Source organism: Catonella sp., assembly GCF_057250765.1.
The window spans coordinates 1-17,127 of record NZ_DBHIEC010000032.1 but is presented as its reverse complement, the minus strand read 5'-3'; the positions used below and the strand labels follow the sequence as shown (position 1 = coordinate 17,127).

Genomic DNA, 17,127 nt, shown 5'->3' with positions numbered 1-17,127 from the left:
CCTACATACATAAAGCCTTTGCCAAGTTCAAGCAAGAATTTTTCAATATGAGTTATTAGGGCTTTTTCTAAATCACTTTCCATAATTGGCTTTTCTTCAGGCAATCCTAAAAATTCAAATACATACGGATCTTTTATTACATCACTTGGAGTAGCTATTTCATTTCCCTTTAGAGCTAAATCTAATACTTTTTCTTTATTTTCATCTCCACTTGATAGCAATAATCTCTCAAATAATGATGTTTTTATTTGCCTTTTTAGCTCTCTTACAGACCAATTCGCACTTACCGTTTCTTTTTCATAAAAACTTCTTTTCTTCTCATCGCTTATGGAAAGTAATTCACAATAATGTGACCAACTTAATTTTCCAGACACTGTCTGGAAAATCGGAAAACTCAAATAGAAATTTCTCATATTAAATAAGTTGGATTTTGAAAATCCCTTTCCATATTCTTTGGTAAGCCTCTTTGATAAGTCTGTTATTAACTGTTTTCCATACTCGGCTCTATCAGAATTTCCCTGTTCATCTTCTACGATAATTCGCCCAATCTCCCAATAAGTTTGAATGAGGATATTATTAACTTCTTTTGCAACACTATTTCTTGCATTATCCATCAATTCTTTAATGCTGCTATAAACATCTTTATGAATTTTATCTATTTCATTATTCATATAGCTACCACCTCTTTAATCTTTTGCGATGAACGAATATCTGCTTCCAAATTGGTCGAAGTCATACCTATGTCATTGTTTGCATAAAGATATCCAACGAATAAAATGCAAACGAAAACAATCCCTATCACAATTTTAAGAAATCTCTTTTTCATGCTATCAAAACTCCTTGTCAGATTCAGGTTTCTTTTTCAAACTTGCTGGCGGCGGACAGCAGTTATGTTGTTTACGGACGGCAAGCCCACAAGGGATAGCCGCTTTAGCGGCGCAAAGGGGGGCAGCTACCTTGACGGAACGAGGTGACGAAACATTCCCAGTCGGGCAGTTTTTTCTCTGCCGCCCGGGAATGAAGCTTCGCAGGACGCACGATACTCCCGGCTGGAGAGTACAGAAGTGCACCGTTTAGTTCCTAAAGGGTTTTTATCAGTTCGGCAAATTCTGATTTGTAAATATGATGCTTATGCTCATTTTATGTTTTTAAAAAGCATTCCATAAAAATACAAAAACGAATACACATCCCCACGCATTCCCTGTAAATTCTTTCACCATAAGCATTCCATATACAATAATCAAAACAGTAATCATCTCAATTATCCCTTTAAATGTTACTCCAATAGCTCCATGAATTAAAATGCACATAATAGCACAAACAATCGCACCCCAATTGAGCCATTTTGAATTTGTAGGATATCGTCTGTTTATCTTTTCACCTATCACCACATAATTAAAGCCCTCAAAGAACCCCCAGGCAACTGCTGTAGCTAGCATACCGATTATATTTATAGGGAAACCACTTGCAAGAACTTCTTTTGTTGTCAAAACGGTCTGAAAGGGTAAATATCTGTCACTCTGCCCCAATGAATAAGAAAATATTATATTGGGAACAAAACACAGAACGCAAAGTAAGATAGACGAAAACATTCCCCTAGTCTTTAAGCCATATGACAAAAAAGATTCTTTCCTTAAGATGGAAACAATTGTAATTCCAAAGCCTGCAAGTCCATACTGAAATGTCGCAGCCAGCAAAACGCGAGATAATATTGGAACTTTCTCATTTTTTATGAAGCCATAAATGTCTTTTTGAAATATCATAAATACCACAAAGCTTATGAGTGAAACAATCATAATGATCCAAAGGTCTATATCAAGTTCTTTCTGTTTTTCACTTAGCGTGATTTTCGCCACTCTACATCCCTCCCCTTGTAAATATATATTTCTTTTATGTCGTTTTTTTGCACTCCTTAGAATAAAGTGGTACAGCTTTAAATCTGTTAATGATATTCTACCACAGGGTAAATTGATCTTCAATATCCTGAAAAGCCCTAACTTTACCGATAAATTTTCCATCACTGGTGGCAAATACTGCAACAACCTGTTGCAGTATCTAAGCTATTTATCATAGCCATAGCCAGGAAGACCTTGAGAGACATCCAAGTGTCACTTCGAGTGCCAAATCCATTTTCTAAACTGCTATTTTGCATAAAAAAACGGTAATGATTTTTCTTCATTACCGCTTACAATGAATGTTCCCTGCGGGAATCGAACCCACAACTAGTGCTTAGGAGGCGCTTGTTATATCCATTTAACTAAGGGAACAAATGGCTTTGCCACCTCAACCATTATAATAAGGCGGGGCCGCAAAGTCAAGAGAAATTAAAAATCAGTATCTGCCTACCGTTGACACCATAAGCGAAAAAGACTATTATTCACTTAAAGATGGCATAGATATAAATCAGGAGGCAAAAGATTATGTTAAATCAGACTATTCCAATCAAAGTAAATGGTGGTGAAGCTAAACTTTATACCTATCTGCTTGATAATTCAAAGGAAATCGATATATGCAGAGAAAGGCCTTTAGCCTTAATATGTCCGGGTGGAGGCTATGGCTTCACTTCAGACAGAGAGGCCGAGGCAGTAGCCATTCAGTATCTTGCAAGAGGTTTTCATGCCTGTGTACTAAGATACAGCGTTGCCCCTGCTGAGTTCCCTCAAGCCTTGTGTGAGCTTGCCATAAGCGTTGCTCATATAAGAGAGCATGCAAAAGAATATCATGTAAATAAGGACAAAATTGTAATTGTCGGCTTTTCCGCAGGAGGGCATCTTGCGGCAAGTCTTGGTGTTTTTTGGGATAAAGAGTGGCTAAGTAAGGAAACAGGTTTATCCTGTGAAGATATCAGGCCAAATGGGCTTATTCTCTCATATCCCGTCATAACTTCAGGTACAAAGACTCATGGAGGCAGTATCACAAACCTCATGGGTAAAAAGGAGAGCCCTGAACTTAAAGAACTCCTAAGCTTAGAAAACCAGGTTACTGCCAATGTGCCTCCGACATTTATTTGGCATACACTGACTGATTCCGCTGTTCCTGTGCAGAACTCTCTTTTATTTGCTGAAGCACTGATAAACAACAAAGTGTCCGTTGAGCTGCATATTTTCCCGACAGGCGAACATGGTCTTGCCCTTGCAAATGAGGAGACTGCTGCCAAGGGGACAAATTTCGGTATAAACAAACGCTGTGAGGACTGGATGGAGCTATCCTGTAACTGGCTTCAAGGAATACCATACAGTATATAGATACCTGGCTTTAGCAAAAGACTTCTGCCCGTTACTTTGTACGGATAGAAGTCTTCTTTATTCTACAAATCCTTAACCCTCAAAGCCCTTATAGCATTGAGCACTGCAATCACCATTACGCCTACGTCTGCAAAGATAGCAAACCACATATTTGCTATGCCTACAGCACCAAGCAAGAGGCAGCCAAACTTGATTGCAAGTGCAAATACAATGTTCTGATGCACTATTCCAAGGCATTTTTTAGATATTTTAATTGCCTTTGCTATCTGCATAGGGTTGTCGTCCATCAGTACTACATCTGCTGCCTCTATGGCGGCGTCAGAGCCCATAGCCCCCATGGCTATACCTATGTCTGCCCTTGTAAGCACAGGCGCATCGTTTATTCCATCACCCACAAAGGCAAGCTTGTCCCTGTCTGACTTCCCACTTAAAAGCTCCTCAACCTTTGATACCTTGTCTGCTGGAAGAAGCTCGCTGTGTACCTCATCTACACTAAGAAGCTCTGCTGCCTGCTCTGCAGCTTTCTTTCTGTCTCCCGTTAACATTATTGTCTTTCTTACTCCGACTTTTTTTAACTCTTCTATAGCAGCCTTAGCATTAGGCTTCACTATGTCAGATATTACAATATGCCCTGAGTATTCTCCAGCAATAGCCATATGTACTATGGTTCCTGATAAATGACATTCGTGGTAAGGAATATTAAGTCTCTCCATCAGCTTTCCATTGCCTACAGCCACATCACTTCCGTCAACCTTTGCAAGTACTCCCTCTCCGCTTATCTCTTCGATATCTGTCACACGAGACCTGTCAATTTCCTTTCCATAAGCCATTTTAAGGCTCTTGCTGATTGGGTGGGAGGAGGCGCATTCTGCAAGGGCTGCATACTCTATAAGCCTAGCATTTTCCATCTCACTGTGATGAACTGCACTCACCTCAAACACTCCCTTAGTCAGAGTTCCTGTCTTGTCAAAGGCCACAATCTTAGTCTGAGACAGGGTTTCAAGGAAGTTCGAGCCTTTTACCAGTATGCCCTCCTTGCTTGCACCACCTATTCCTGCAAAGAAGCTAAGAGGTACACTTATTACTAAGGCACAGGGACAGCTTATTACAAGAAAGGTAAGTGCCCTATATACCCATACATCAAAGTCAGGGGAAAGGTTTAAGAAAAACATTCTCACAAGCGGAGGGATAAGAGCAAGTGCAAGTGCGCTATAGCATACAAAAGGAGTGTACACCATTGCAAACTTTGAAATGAACTTCTCAGACTTTGACTTTCTAGTCCCGCTATTCTCCACAAGCTCCAGTATCTTAGACACTGTAGACTCACCAAACTCCTTGGTTGTACTAACCTTTAGCACTCCATTTATATTAATACAGCCACTTATAATCTCATCACCCTCTTTAACATCTCTTGGCAGGCTCTCTCCTGTGAGTGCACTGGTATTGAGGCTTGAATTCCCCTCTATAATGACGCCGTCAAGAGGTACCTTTTCTCCGGGCTGAACTACAATTACACTTCCTATGGCTACCTCATCAGGGGATACCCGGCTAATCTGACCGTCTTCCAAAAGATTCGCATAGTCAGGGCGGATGTCCATAAGCTCGCTGATATTTTTACGGCTCCTTCTCACTGCATAGCTTTGGAAAAGCTCTCCTATCTGATAGAACAGCATAACTGCAATCGCCTCATTGTAGTCTGCACTCTTCTCATAGATAGCCAAGGCAAAGGCTCCAATTGTAGCAACTACCATCAGGAAGTTATCATCAAATACCCTCCTGTTTAGTATCCCTATTCCTGCTTTTTTAAGTATGTCATAGCCGATTATGACATATGTCACAAGGTAGAGACCTAAGTTTATCACTCCCTTAATGTGGAGCAGGTTCAGCGCCACAAGAAGGACTATTGTAATAAGTATTCTGATGAGCATTTTTTTCTGTTTCTTATTCATACATCCTCCTTTTAAGTTTCTATTTACAGTCAGTCTTAGCATTCTAGCGAGTTTATTGCCCCACTTCAGATATTATTAAATATCTATCTCACAGTCAGGCTCCACCTTCTTGCAGGCCTTAAGTACCTCTTTCATAACAGCCTTTTCATTCTGTCCGTCTTCAAACTCAACAAGCATCTTCTGAGCCATAAAATTCACTGAAGCATCCTTTACTCCGGCAGTCTTCTTTGCCACATCCTCCATAAGGTTGGCACAGTTAGCGCAATCAACTTCGATTTCATAGGTTTTCTTCATAATAATCTCCCTTCATCAGCTTTTTTATTAAACGATTAAATATATGTTTAATTGTCATCACTATACTATCACTCTTCTTTCATCTTGTCAAGCTGATTTACCAAAACTTATCTTAGTGCATAACCCTTCGTTTTATCAAAAATATTCCTCTAGCATACTCTCTTGGTAGGCCGCACGCCCCTCTTCTCTCATAAGCTCTGCAATTTTAAGGAGGGCAGCATCCCTAACTCCGTCCAGCTTTTTAATTCTTTGGTTTGTAAGCTTCTCTTCCGACATATACTTTAGATATATGTCCGGTTCATACTTCCAAAAGGTCAGCCTATCTCCATATCTTTTCTTAAGTCTTTCGGCTATAAGAAGGCCTTCAGGATCAAAGTCTCCTGCATAAGAAAATACTATATTTTTGTCAAACAGGTCTAAAAGCATAAATACTGCCCTTCTTATCTGTCCATAGCTGCATACGAAGGACTTTTCCGGAAAACGGCTTATAAGTATGGAAAATACTGCCGGATTCTCAACTATATATATCCTTCTATCTACGCTGTTTGTGAATGTTTCTTCCAGATTCGCAAGTGTAAGCAGGCTTAACTTAACCGGTTCTTTCTGATGAAGAAAGCCTTCCATCCCCTTATGCAAACTACCATCCACGCATCTTCCTCTTATTCCGTAAGCTATTACATCATTTGACAGAGTATCCTTTATAAGTCCTGCCTTAAACAACACATTACTCCTGTTCTCAGCTTCTGATAAATCATCCTCATATCCGAAGCGAAAATAATCTCTAAGAAATGCTGTAAGAAGATTCCCTGCCAAGGTGTTATCATCAAAGAAATGCGGATTCCCGGCAGCTTGTGCGGCAAACACAGCAAGAAGTTCTTTCTTTTTACCTCCCTGAAAGTAAGGCAGCATAGGAATTGCTTTAATTAGCTTTTGTAAAATAATCTTAAGCTCGTTTTTATCTGCATTGTAGCTCCTTGCAATGACCACTGCACCATCTGCACCTGTGCAAAATACCCCTGTTAACCACTCCTTTATATACGCTTTATCTGTATATCCCGTTAGTTCTGCCAGATATTCTGCCCTTTTGCCCACGTCCTCTTCGCTCTTTTCTTTATTGGTACGAAGCTTTATCCCAAAGTAGTGGGTAATTATATCTAGGGTAGTTAGACTACTAAATCTGCTTTTTTGTAATGCCTTTTCAAATGATTTTGCAGAAACTCTTACCTCTTCTTCTGATGTAAAGTCCTTCATCAAAAAGTTTGATATATCCTCTTTATCACCCGTGCTAAGTCCTATAAGCACTGCTATCCCGCCTATCTTTCCATGACTTTCATATTTCTTTTTAAATTCATTAAATAGCTTTTCATAGACGGGTTTTTTCTTAAAATACTCTACCGCTTCATTTATCTCAGACAAAATTAGCCCCTTTCACTTATACCGTCAACCAACTCTCTCCTTGTTCCATTCCATCTATATCTGATAACTGTTACATACTTAGCATTTTCAGGTCTTACAAGCTGATATATGGCTAGAGCAGGAACAGTATCATAATCTCCCCACAGACTTTGTGAGTTAATCACGAAGTTGAACTCAAACTCCGACATCAGCCTAAACATATCCCTGATATTGGTCTCGTCAACTCCTGCAAAGGCCTCATCCAGCGCCACGAGTCTAGGCGCATCTTCTCTTGCTCCCTGGTACTTGGCAACAACAGCAGAGAACAGCGGCACATACATGGCCATAGCCTTCTCTCCACCACTAAAGGTAAAGAATACCCTATCTGTTAACTCCTTCTTGTTCTCTCCTGCCCTCTGATACATCAAAGTAAACTCATACCATTTTCTATAGTCAAGTATATCCCTTATTACCGCATAAAAGCTCTTCATTCCGCCAGATTCTTCTGCTGCCTTCTTTGCTTCATTTATCTTAGAGCGAAAATGCCCCGACAGATTTGCGGAGTCCTCAGGTCTAAGTATCTCCTCATCCCTCATAAGTATATCAACCAGTACCTTCGTCCCAAGCTCCTCTTCCTTTTCTGCCTTTTTGGGCTTCCAAGCAAGGCTTAAGGTTAAACCGCTGGAGGTTTCCATTGATTCCATCAAGAGTTTAATCTTTCCTACCCATTTTTCTGCAAGACGAATCTTTGCCCTTATCTTCCTACCCACAGTCCCTATCAATATGTCTTCATATATTTCCCTGTCGCTTTCCTTAAGGATGTTATAAAGCTCCAAGACCTCACCATCAAGTGCACTTACAAGGCCACCGAATTTTACCTGGCTTCCCTTGTATTTTGCGGAGATATCAAGCCTTTTCACGTTTTTAACACTGCCGTAGTCCACAGTTTCCCCTGTAAATAGATATCTCATATTTACGTTATATCTGGTAAGTCCTCCCCTGTATTTATGGAAGGTTTCCTGCAATCTTCCAAATACATCTTCCTGCCTTGTATCGCCCACCGCCTCTCTTAGGCTTAGTCTAAGCCTTTCTGCAAGCTTTAACACATCTTCACTTAGATCTAGTACCTCTACAAGCCCTAACTTTAGCTCATCCTTAAAGGCTCTTTCCATATCATCTCTATGTTTTAGTTTTGACTCAAGCTGTGGCTTAAATCCTTCAAGACTCTTTTCGATGTCAGCTTCTTCCTGTTTTCTCCTTCCAAGTGTCATAGAGGCTTCCGTTCTTACCGGCGGTATCTCATTAAGCCTTTTTTCTATACTGTCAATCCTATCCTTTATCTTATCATAATCAGTAAGCTTTAACTGCTCCCTTACCGAATCAAGCCTTGCTCTTACGTCCTTAAGCTCCGCCCTGTCTGTAGAGAGTTCATAGCGTATATTGTCAAGGTACTCTTCTACCTCAAGAAGATTTGTCTCCTTCAAGCATATCAAGTCAAGCTTTGCAAGGTATCCTTTGTGTGAAGAAGATAGATTAACAAGCAGAACTCTATAATCCTCAAGGGCTGTATTAAGTTCTTCAAACAGGCGAAGGTTTGCCTTTACATAGCATTTTCCACAGGCTTCACTGGCTGCAAGCCTTATTTCATCCAAAGCTTTTTTCTCCCTGTCTAGCTCTGTTTTAAGCCTTGCTATATCCTCTAATATCCCCCTAAGCCTTTCCCTTACTTTATTTAATTCTCCAAGGGCTGTATTCATACTGTCAGGCTTTGGAAAACTCTCCCATTCCTTATTAAGCTCTTCCTCCCTAGCCTGTATTATCCTAAGATTTTCTTCCTTAAGCCTTATTTCCTCCTGTAAATTCCTAATATCATTCTCAAGCTCATTTATTTTTTTAATCCTGTAGTTTTCTCTGGAAAGTACACCTATAAAGCTTGCTTTATAGCCTCCCGTGGTTTTTCCCTCTATTACTCCAAGTCCATAGCTTCCGTTTTCACCTATCCAAGTTCCGCTATTTTCGGTTTTCTTTAAGGAAATGCTTGAAAGAGCTGCATTTATCTTAAAATTTGAGAAGATATTATTATACTCTTCCTCGATTTCAAATTTGTTAAGTATATTATCATTTACAGCCTTAACATCATCAAATATATACCTGTCACCAACTCCCTTGTCAAAAGCTAATACCTTTTCCCTATCCTTACCCGAAACTATGATAGCATCAAGGATTCCCATGTCAAACAGAGCCTCTTCAAGACTGTTTCTCTCGTCTTCCGCAAGGTTTGCTGCAAAGTCCACCGTCTTATAAAAGTTTAAGAATTCAATGCCCTCTGACCTTAGTTTTTCTCTATTTTTTATTACACTTTCCGCTCTTAATGGCTCAGGGTCTTTTTTATTCTGCCACTCTAATAATTCGTTCTCCTTACCTTTTATTTCTTCTTTAAGAGCCTGGATCTCATTACCTATTCTTAGCTTCTTCTCAAAGATTTCTCCATAAACTCTTTCATAAGCGGGCTTTACGATATTTTTTATATCAAAATAATTCTTGTTCTCGTCATAGTATTCTATTTCTCTTTCTATACTCTGTAAATGTGCAGTATCGACATGTAGCTCTACATTCCCCTTTTCCCAGGCATATACCTCCTCCGTAAGCCTTTGCTTTTCATCATGTAAGAGTGTCTCACACTGCCTCTCAGTCTTTTCTAAATCATCCTGCCTACTCTTATATTCATCAAAGACTTTTAGGACTCTGTCATATTTATCACTTTGTTTTGCCTCCTCTTCAAGAAGCCTCTTTCCTTCCTTTGCCTTTAACGCATAGTCTTCAAAGGTCTTGGTGTGAGGCTCAAAAGAATATTTTTCATTTTTATTCTTTTCAAACTCCTCCCTCATAAAAGCAAAATCATCAAAAGGTACTGACTCAAGTTCATCATCCATATCATTAAGGATAGACTCACAAGCCTCCCACAACGATTCCGCCTCATCTTTATCTTCTCTAATCTCCTTTTGTAAGCTTCTTTCCCTTTCCTTCTTATCCTCTTCCCTCTTTTCTTTATCCTTTATGGTATCTTCCAAAGACAGGGCTTTGCCTTCAAGTCTTCCTTCATTTTCCTTAAGCTTTACTATCTCTTCACTTCCTAAGGAGTTTTTCTCTTCCCTTAATCTGTTTTCTTCACTCTCAAGCTCTTTTAACGCAGTGTCTTTTGATTCAATCTCCCTTTTTACGTCTTCAAGCCTCTTTTGGCTCTCTGTTTCTTCTTTTTTAAGTTTCTTGTAATCACCTTCCGCTTCCAAAAGATAGCCTGCCTTGTTAAAAAGCACAACTTCGTTATATAGCTTATATACTTTTTCTATCTGCTTCGCCGAAGCGAGGCTATCCTGCAGATTCTCGAGGTTTAGCTTAGTCTCATCCATCTTCTCAATTGCATCTGACATAGGCTTTAAGTCATCATCTGAAAGAGGCTGCAAAGAACCGCTAAGTATCTCACTTATAAGGGTGGGCTTGAGGTCTTTAGACAGCTTTGGCGCTCTAAGCCTTATAAGTATATCTATAAGTTCCTTATATTCATCTTCATTTTCAAATCCAAAAAGTGTCTTATTTACCGCAGTCAAGTACTCACTCTGGCTCTCCATCACCCTTCCGCCCTCTGCTAACTTGTTTTTAAGCTCAGTCTTTGAAAGGGTAATCTTGCCATCCATTTCCTTGTACAAAAGTATATCTTTCCCTATTCTTCTGCTGTCAGTAATCTGAAAATACCACGACTCTAAGGATTTATTTCTTCTTGCTCTTATACCTATACCAAATGAAGCATACTCTTCATTTTCTTCTCTTTTAAGCTCCATATAGAGATAACCTGTGCGCTCTTGTCTGTCATCATCCTCTTCAAGAAGATAGTTCTCCATTTTCCTTGCCTTTGTACCAAAGGCATCAAGCCTCTCAGGCCTCATATTCCCATCTAAAAGCAGTGGGATGAGGCTCTGCATGGTTACAGACTTACCTGAGCCATTCGCTCCCCTAAGGAGCATCCTCCCATCATCAAACACAAATTCCTCGTCATCATAATACCAAAAATCCACAAGACCTACTCTGTTTATCTTCCAGTTGCTATTCATCTGCCTCTCCTTACTTTTCCTATTCCACACCGCTACACCAAACTTATTGCTAAGAGTGCAAACCTCTTCACTTATAACTGCTGCTTTTTACTATATCTATACAGTGTCCGTCTACACATCTGTTGCTAAATAATCCTTTGGATATCTTCCTGCCACCTTACCTACGATTGGATTGATTCTTACATCGCCGCCAATATACTCTACAAATTGAAGCTCCTTCATATACTCTGCTGCCACAGTGCATATTTCCTTAGTTGTCATATCTCTGTAGGTCTTTGCAAATCCGCTTCCATACAGCCTCTTCGTTTCCTCAATCAATTCATCAAAGCTTTCTAGCGATAAAATAATGCTTTCATCTATACCCGGTGTAAGTTTATTTTCATCTATTCTCTTAAGAATCAGGTCATTTACAAGGAGCACTATATCAGACAAAGTATTATCCTCAGGAAATGACCTCCCAAGCCTTGAACCCTCATTTAGCACCAGGAATGCGCTTGATTTATGCAAATGAAGACTGCAGTCAAACAGTCCCTCAAAGTCATCTGCTATTATTCCCCTGAAATTTCTTATATAGTTAAAATCCTCTTCCGTCTCTTCATTCCTATAAAGCCCCGGCGAGAGCAACAGCTTTCTGTAGACTCTCTGCCTGCGCACTATTCCCCTGTCTTCGTTAGTATCTATAAAGTCTCCCTCTTCAAATTCAGATATGGACGTAAAGTTTGATATGTCCTTAGTGAAATTCCTTACAAAATACCTGGATGCTCCTGTATTTTCATATAGCACTTCACTTACCCCATCCTTAGCAAAGTCTTCTTCATTTCCATCGTTAAGCTCTAATATTCCTGATGAGACCAGATACTTCATAACTTTGACAAGATACTTTCTACTCCTGTAGACCGTCCAGTCAATCTGCTCCACCTCTACTGTTGTCTGTATGTATTCTGTAAGCTCTGAAAGGACAAACTGCTCTCCCATATCCTTTTCTTCTAAAAACATAAGGGTAGTCAGGAAAATCACATATTCCATCTTGTCGCCAAATTCCCTTATTCCCATCCAGCTTTCAGCTACAGCGGGGATTTTCTCAAGCTTTATAAGATATGGATTGACAATCACCTGAAATCCAAGCTTCTCTATCAAAAACTGCTTAAACTTAGGCAACTCATCTCTTATAGTGTAATACAGCTCCCTATCCTTTGACTTTAATATCCATCTTTTACTAAGCAATACTTCCAACGCTTTCATCTATTTCATCCTCAAATATAATTTCATAAGACGGCATATACAACACTCCGTCTTCACTTTTAATCTCACACATTTCATCCTTAACAGGGTATATTAGCCTAAACCTTTTACCCTCTTCAGTCTTAGCCCTGCCATCTTTATTTTCCAGGGCCTTTGATATCCAAGTTAAGAATACGTCCCTCACAAAAGGAGTTATCTCAGGTAAGTCCTTAAATACAAGCTTTCCGTCTTTTATATAGCTTTTTAAGAGCTCTCTTTCAGCTGCAAGCTTTTCTATGGTTGCAAGCCTAAGTTCTTCTTTTTCCTTATAGTTATCCTTAATTCCGCTTCTTTTTGCCTTTTCCCTATAAGTCCTAACCCTTGGTATAACAGTTTTTATAGAAGCCTTTTCTTCATATACTCCGCTGTTTATGCTCTCTGTCTGCCTTTCTTCTATTCCCTTTAAGTGAAGTACTGTCTCTGTACCAAAGACAAGTCCTGCAAAGCAGTGAGCTTCATTTATATCCTCACATTCATAAAATATCTCTGCCAGCTTTTTATATTCTTCCCTCCTGTTGGCACTGCTGCCCCCGCTCTCGCTTATCCTCGCTGCATAACCCGTTATTTTGCGGATTATCTCATTGGTTGTATCAAATACCTTAACTACCTCTGACTCTTTGCTACTATCACTTACAAACCAGTCCTTAATACTCTTAAATCTTCCCTCTATATTATCAAGAATTATCGCCGTATCCACAACAGCCTCAAGCCTCGGTATTGATAGTTCATACTGAAATATCCTGTTAATAAGCGACTCTATTGTTGTTTCCTCAAACCCCTTGATGATAGCCTCAATAATCCCTACATTTGTCTGGAGCCCCTTTACAAAATTCCTCAAATATTCAATCAATCTATCCTTAAACACCAAAAATTCCTTTGTACGCATGAGGTTTTCAGCCTTTACACTGTTTAGCTCTCTCATATAGTCCTGATAGTTCTGATTAAGCCTCTTAAAGTCATTGTTTAAATCATTCCAATACGAATACAGCTTCTCATCATCTTCCTCTAACATCGAAGGAAGATTTGCAAGGCTCATCCTTATTCTTTCAAGCAGGCTAGGCTCTAAGGAAGAGCTTTCTATGAAGAGATTCTCAATCCTTATTATCATTCGCTCTATTTCTACTGCTGTCTCGGATAGCTGATAACGGAATTTTTTATTGGCAAATTCTTCCAGAGTTGCTGCCCTTCTTGTATCCTGCATAGCTAGAAGATTGCCCCATTCAGTGAGAGTCTTTAAGTCCTGCTTACACTGTTCTAAGTTGTATTCTGCAAAATATGCATCTTCTTTTAGTTCCTCAAAAACCTCTTCCTGATATAACCAATATTTCAATTTCTCATAATTTAAATAAAAAAGCCTGATAATGGGGCGGTACCTGTCGGAATTATCCACATTCAGATACTTCGCCTCCACTACAGGCTTCTTAATAATCTCACTGACCTTCATAAGCGTTTCCCTTCTCAAGTTATATAAACTCTTAACTAATCATACGCTTATTATATGGCAAATACCTTGGTTTTACAACATAACTTTAGAGCCTATTTTCTAAACTTTGTTTTAGCTTAGCTTACCAGACTTATCTTTCTTGTAATTTCCCTAAAAATGTGCCACTATAGTAATAACAACTTTTTAAGGAGTTACTATGGGAAAAATATTTATAGCTGATGATGAAAAGAATATCAGGGATTTACTTGGCAAATTCCTCGAAGATGCAGGGCACGAGGTCAGGCTTTTTGAAAATGGAGATTCTCTCCTCACAGAGCTTGATAATTCAGTCCCTGATATAGTTGTATTGGATGTAATGATGCCGGGGATTGACGGTTTTACCGCTTGCAGCAGGATAAGGAAAGCCTATCCGGACATCACCATTCTCCTACTTACTGCAAGGGATACGGATGCGGACTTTATGACAGGCTTTATGGCAGGCTGTGATGACTATCTCACCAAGCCTTTTTCACCGCTTAAGCTAACACTCAAGGTAAATGCAATACTAAGTAAGCTTGGCAAGGCAGAGACCGAAAGAGGCTTGGATGTCAAAAGCTTCGGAGACCTCTCCCTTGATGCCTCCTCATTTTCCAGTAAGGTTCTTAACAATGAGCTTAAGCTCACTAAGACTGAGTTTCAGGTGCTTTCCCTCTTGCTTTCCACCCCTGAAAAGGCAGTATCAAGGGATAAACTCCTTTCCGATATCTGGGGCTACAGTGAGGTCGAAACAAGGGTTACTGACGATACTATGAAGAGACTTAGGAAAAAGCTAAAAGATGCAGGAAGCAGAGTTCACATAGAAACTATCTGGGGCTTTGGCTTCAAGCTGACCTTATCGGAGGGAGTATGAAAAAGAAAAAACTATTACACAGAATCTTTGTTGTACCCTCATTTATAGTATTATTTTCGCTTCTTGCCGTATTTATCCTCTTTCAGGTTATTTCTGACCAGTATATAAAGGCACTTACAAGTGATGCCCTCAAAAATGAAATGGACAATATAGGAAGCGTAACCTTTTTTGCTGAAAGTGAGGATGAAGAAGGCGAAGAAACTGAAGATACAGCCCTCATTGTGCCTGTCATGCACCTCGTTATAGATAAAGGCGGCAATCTCGTCTTCCCCGCGCCACCTTGGTACTACGATTATGAGGTAAAGACAGCAAAAGCTCTCTCTGAAATGATAGCGGATAGCCCTGACTCCTACAAGGATTCCCACCACAAGCTGAATGTGAATGACAATATTTATCTGGTTCAGGCAAGGGACTATAAGGGAGTTATTGAAAATGATGTCTTCGTTCCCGATGCGGAAAGTAAGGATAGCAAGGACTACTATGTACTCTTTTATATCAATATCACACCTATGCAAAAGTTCATAGACAGGGTCAATCTGGTGCTTATGGCAGCCCTTGTGCTCTCTGGCATTGGCTCCATTTTCTTTCTCTTCCTTACCACAAGGAAGGCTAATAAGGACTTTGAGGCTCTTAAAAGCTACCTCCTTTCTATCGGTAAGCAAGACAGGGAAAGGGTTGCAAGTCCCGAGTCCAATTACTCTGAGATAGAGGCTGTTATAACCACAGTGAATGAAATGTCTGAAATGCTTGCGGAAAGTGAAAACATACAAAAGAGATTTTTTCAAAATGCCTCCCACGAGCTTAAAACTCCTCTAATGTCCATTCAGGGCTATGCAGAGGGGATTAAGTACCATGTCATACCTAAAGAGGAGGCAACAGATGTCATCCTAAAGGAAAGCGCAAAAATGGCTGACCTTATCAATGAAATCCTCTTCCTTTCCAAGATGGAGGCTTGCGAGCCTGAATTTGAAGATGTAGATATATCGGCAATTATCGCTGAAGCGGCAGATAATTTCAGGCTTATGGCTAAAGAAAAAAATGTAAATATCATCTGTGAAACCAAGACAGCATCAATCGTATCTGCTGACGTTAAGCTAATTGAGAGGCTTATATCCAATCTTCTTTCAAATGGGATAAGATATGCAAAATCAGAGATTAAACTCTCTTGTGAAGCTTCTGATAAAGAGACGATTATTAAGGTTTCTGATGATGGAGACGGCATAGACAAAGAGGATATTCCACATATTTTTGAGAGGTTTTATAAGGGAAAGGGAGGTAAGTTTGGCATAGGGCTTTCTATGGCAAGCGATATTGCAAAGCTACACAAAGGCAGGCTGGAAGTGGATTCCGGGGAAAATGGAACTGTATTTACTCTCACTTTGCCACAGATTTCCCACACTTTTTCCTAGAACTCCTTACATTTTTAAGGAGATTTTACCTGAATTTCTAAGTTATACTACAGACAGATAAAGGATAACACCTAAGTTATCAAGAATAACGTGGATATAGAAAGGACGGTAAATATTATGAAAAAATTAGCGATTTTATTAGTAGCAGGAAGTTTGATTGTATCAGGAGCAGCTTCCGGATTAAGCACAGCTCGTGCGGCTGAGGAAAAGAAACCTTCAAGTAACAAAATGGTAGATAAGGATATGGATTTTATGGAAACCGATGAAGATTTCTTTGCTTATCCAAGTGATATGCCATCTAAGGCTGATCAGATGAAGGCCCTTGAGAACTTCTTAAAAAATGATGGCAAGCTCACACAGGCTGAAAAGCAGTCCTTGACCGAGAACTACAAGAAGCTCTTAACCACACTTGAGAACATCGACAAAACCTACGAACAGATAGATACGGTTACAAATAAGCTTACCAACAACTGGGAGATAGAAGATAAGTTTGATGTTCTTTCCAACAAGCATGTAAAGCTTTGGAACAAGATATATGATAATGCAACTGATGAGGATCTTGAGATAGAAGATAATATAGAGTTTATCAAGTCTTCAAAGGCTCTTACCGACAAGGAAAAAGAAACTCTTATCAAGACTCAGAAAGAAATCGATGCTCTCGTTGTAGAATATGACAAGCTCTATAACAAGGTTGAAAAGGCTACAAAGGAACTTAATGCTAAGCTTGACTCTCTGTATGAGGATTCAGAGAAGCTTACGGATAAAATGCAGCCTTTAGCAGACAAACTCGGCAAGAAATTCAAAGAAAACTTTGGTTTCTGCGATGTAATGGCTTACTAGCCTTAACCTCTAAGGGATAATGTGGGTGTTAACGGATAGCAAATTCTCTTACAAATACCTCCTAACAGAGTTATATACCGTTAACACCTGTATTATAAAAAATGTATGTGGAAAATACAGTAACAAGGGTTACGCCTTATCTTAGGGCGTAACCCTTGGTTTGTCCTATAATTGACTTCTACTCTTGTCTTAAAGCATTTCGTATGCGATAATGTATATGATACAAGTGTCAAAAGTATAAAAATTCGATGCAAGCTTGCTTGCAAGAGAAT

The 17,127-nt window shown here is 39.5% G+C and carries 12 protein-coding genes and 1 tRNA gene; 4 read left to right on the top strand and 9 right to left on the bottom strand.

Going from position 1 to position 17,127, the window contains the following annotated elements:
- The 3 genes from ACO6HM_RS11985 to ACO6HM_RS11975 all read right to left on the bottom strand — a co-directional run.
- On the bottom strand, window positions 1–671 hold a 671-nt coding region (locus tag ACO6HM_RS11985; protein ID WP_485391261.1), incomplete at its 3' end, for a PDDEXK nuclease domain-containing protein.
- Window positions 672–1,148: 477 nt separating this feature from the next.
- Window positions 1,149–1,856, bottom strand: a complete 708-nt coding sequence (locus tag ACO6HM_RS11980) for a hypothetical protein (protein WP_485391260.1) — start codon at window positions 1,854–1,856, stop codon at window positions 1,149–1,151.
- Between the two features lie 339 nt (window positions 1,857–2,195).
- Window positions 2,196–2,267, bottom strand: a tRNA-Arg gene (locus ACO6HM_RS11975).
- Window positions 2,268–2,420: 153 nt separating this feature from the next.
- Between ACO6HM_RS11975 and ACO6HM_RS11970 the strand changes: the two genes are divergently transcribed.
- Window positions 2,421–3,245, top strand: coding sequence for an alpha/beta hydrolase (locus ACO6HM_RS11970; RefSeq protein ID WP_485391259.1), 825 nt, complete (start codon window positions 2,421–2,423; stop codon window positions 3,243–3,245).
- 62 nt (window positions 3,246–3,307) lie between these two features.
- Here the strand turns inward: ACO6HM_RS11970 and ACO6HM_RS11965 are convergent, their stop codons facing one another.
- The 6 genes from ACO6HM_RS11965 to ACO6HM_RS11940 all read right to left on the bottom strand — a co-directional run bounded on the left by ACO6HM_RS11965 (window position 3,308) and on the right by ACO6HM_RS11940 (window position 13,717).
- A complete protein-coding gene (locus ACO6HM_RS11965) occupies window positions 3,308–5,194 on the bottom strand; it encodes a heavy metal translocating P-type ATPase (protein WP_485391258.1) in 1,887 nt (628 codons plus the stop codon).
- A gap of 75 nt (window positions 5,195–5,269) precedes the next feature.
- Window positions 5,270–5,488: a cation transporter gene (locus tag ACO6HM_RS11960; protein ID WP_485391257.1), complete on the bottom strand. Its 219-nt coding sequence runs from the start codon at window positions 5,486–5,488 to the stop codon at window positions 5,270–5,272.
- Between the two features lie 135 nt (window positions 5,489–5,623).
- On the bottom strand, window positions 5,624–6,904 hold the full coding sequence (locus ACO6HM_RS11955) for a TIGR02679 domain-containing protein (protein ID WP_485391256.1): 1,281 nt from the start codon (window positions 6,902–6,904) through the stop codon (window positions 5,624–5,626).
- A gap of 2 nt (window positions 6,905–6,906) precedes the next feature.
- A complete protein-coding gene (locus ACO6HM_RS11950) occupies window positions 6,907–10,992 on the bottom strand; it encodes a TIGR02680 family protein (RefSeq protein ID WP_485391255.1) in 4,086 nt (1,361 codons plus the stop codon).
- Window positions 10,993–11,103: 111 nt separating this feature from the next.
- Window positions 11,104–12,234, bottom strand: a complete 1,131-nt coding sequence (locus ACO6HM_RS11945) for a TIGR02678 family protein (protein WP_485391254.1) — start codon at window positions 12,232–12,234, stop codon at window positions 11,104–11,106.
- On the bottom strand, window positions 12,209–13,717 hold the full coding sequence (locus ACO6HM_RS11940; RefSeq protein ID WP_485391253.1) for a TIGR02677 family protein: 1,509 nt from the start codon (window positions 13,715–13,717) through the stop codon (window positions 12,209–12,211). The genes ACO6HM_RS11945 and ACO6HM_RS11940 overlap by 26 nt, the downstream gene beginning before the upstream one ends.
- A gap of 196 nt (window positions 13,718–13,913) precedes the next feature.
- Between ACO6HM_RS11940 and ACO6HM_RS11935 the strand changes: the two genes are divergently transcribed.
- The 3 genes from ACO6HM_RS11935 (at window position 13,914) to ACO6HM_RS11925 (ending at window position 16,855) form a co-directional block, all read left to right on the top strand.
- Window positions 13,914–14,606 (top strand): response regulator transcription factor, encoded by a 693-nt coding sequence (locus ACO6HM_RS11935; protein ID WP_485391252.1) that lies wholly within the window; start codon window positions 13,914–13,916, stop codon window positions 14,604–14,606.
- Entirely contained in the window at window positions 14,603–16,015 is a 1,413-nt protein-coding gene (locus ACO6HM_RS11930; RefSeq protein WP_485391251.1) for a sensor histidine kinase, read from the top strand. The genes ACO6HM_RS11935 and ACO6HM_RS11930 overlap by 4 nt, the downstream gene beginning before the upstream one ends.
- A 117-nt stretch (window positions 16,016–16,132) precedes the next feature.
- Window positions 16,133–16,855 carry a hypothetical protein gene (locus tag ACO6HM_RS11925; protein WP_485391250.1) on the top strand — a complete coding sequence of 241 codons (723 nt, stop codon included), beginning with the start codon at window positions 16,133–16,135 and terminating at the stop codon, window positions 16,853–16,855.
- Window positions 16,856–17,127: the final 272 nt, after the last annotated feature.

What these genes read in the sequence shown, in the direction of transcription:
- ACO6HM_RS11970 (WP_485391259.1), top strand. Translation starts at nt 2,421, where the DNA reads ATGTTAAATCAGACTATTCCAATCAAAGTAAATGGTGGTGAAGCTAAA.
- ACO6HM_RS11965 (WP_485391258.1), bottom strand. Translation starts at nt 5,194, where the DNA reads ATGAATAAGAAACAGAAAAAAATGCTCATCAGAATACTTATTACAATA.
- ACO6HM_RS11960 (WP_485391257.1), bottom strand. Translation starts at nt 5,488, where the DNA reads ATGAAGAAAACCTATGAAATCGAAGTTGATTGCGCTAACTGTGCCAAC.
- ACO6HM_RS11950 (WP_485391255.1), bottom strand. Translation starts at nt 10,992, where the DNA reads ATGAATAGCAACTGGAAGATAAACAGAGTAGGTCTTGTGGATTTTTGG.
- ACO6HM_RS11945 (WP_485391254.1), bottom strand. Translation starts at nt 12,234, where the DNA reads ATGAAAGCGTTGGAAGTATTGCTTAGTAAAAGATGGATATTAAAGTCA.
- ACO6HM_RS11940 (WP_485391253.1), bottom strand. Translation starts at nt 13,717, where the DNA reads ATGAAGGTCAGTGAGATTATTAAGAAGCCTGTAGTGGAGGCGAAGTAT.
- ACO6HM_RS11935 (WP_485391252.1), top strand. Translation starts at nt 13,914, where the DNA reads ATGGGAAAAATATTTATAGCTGATGATGAAAAGAATATCAGGGATTTA.
- ACO6HM_RS11930 (WP_485391251.1), top strand. Translation starts at nt 14,603, where the DNA reads ATGAAAAAGAAAAAACTATTACACAGAATCTTTGTTGTACCCTCATTT.
- ACO6HM_RS11925 (WP_485391250.1), top strand. Translation starts at nt 16,133, where the DNA reads ATGAAAAAATTAGCGATTTTATTAGTAGCAGGAAGTTTGATTGTATCA.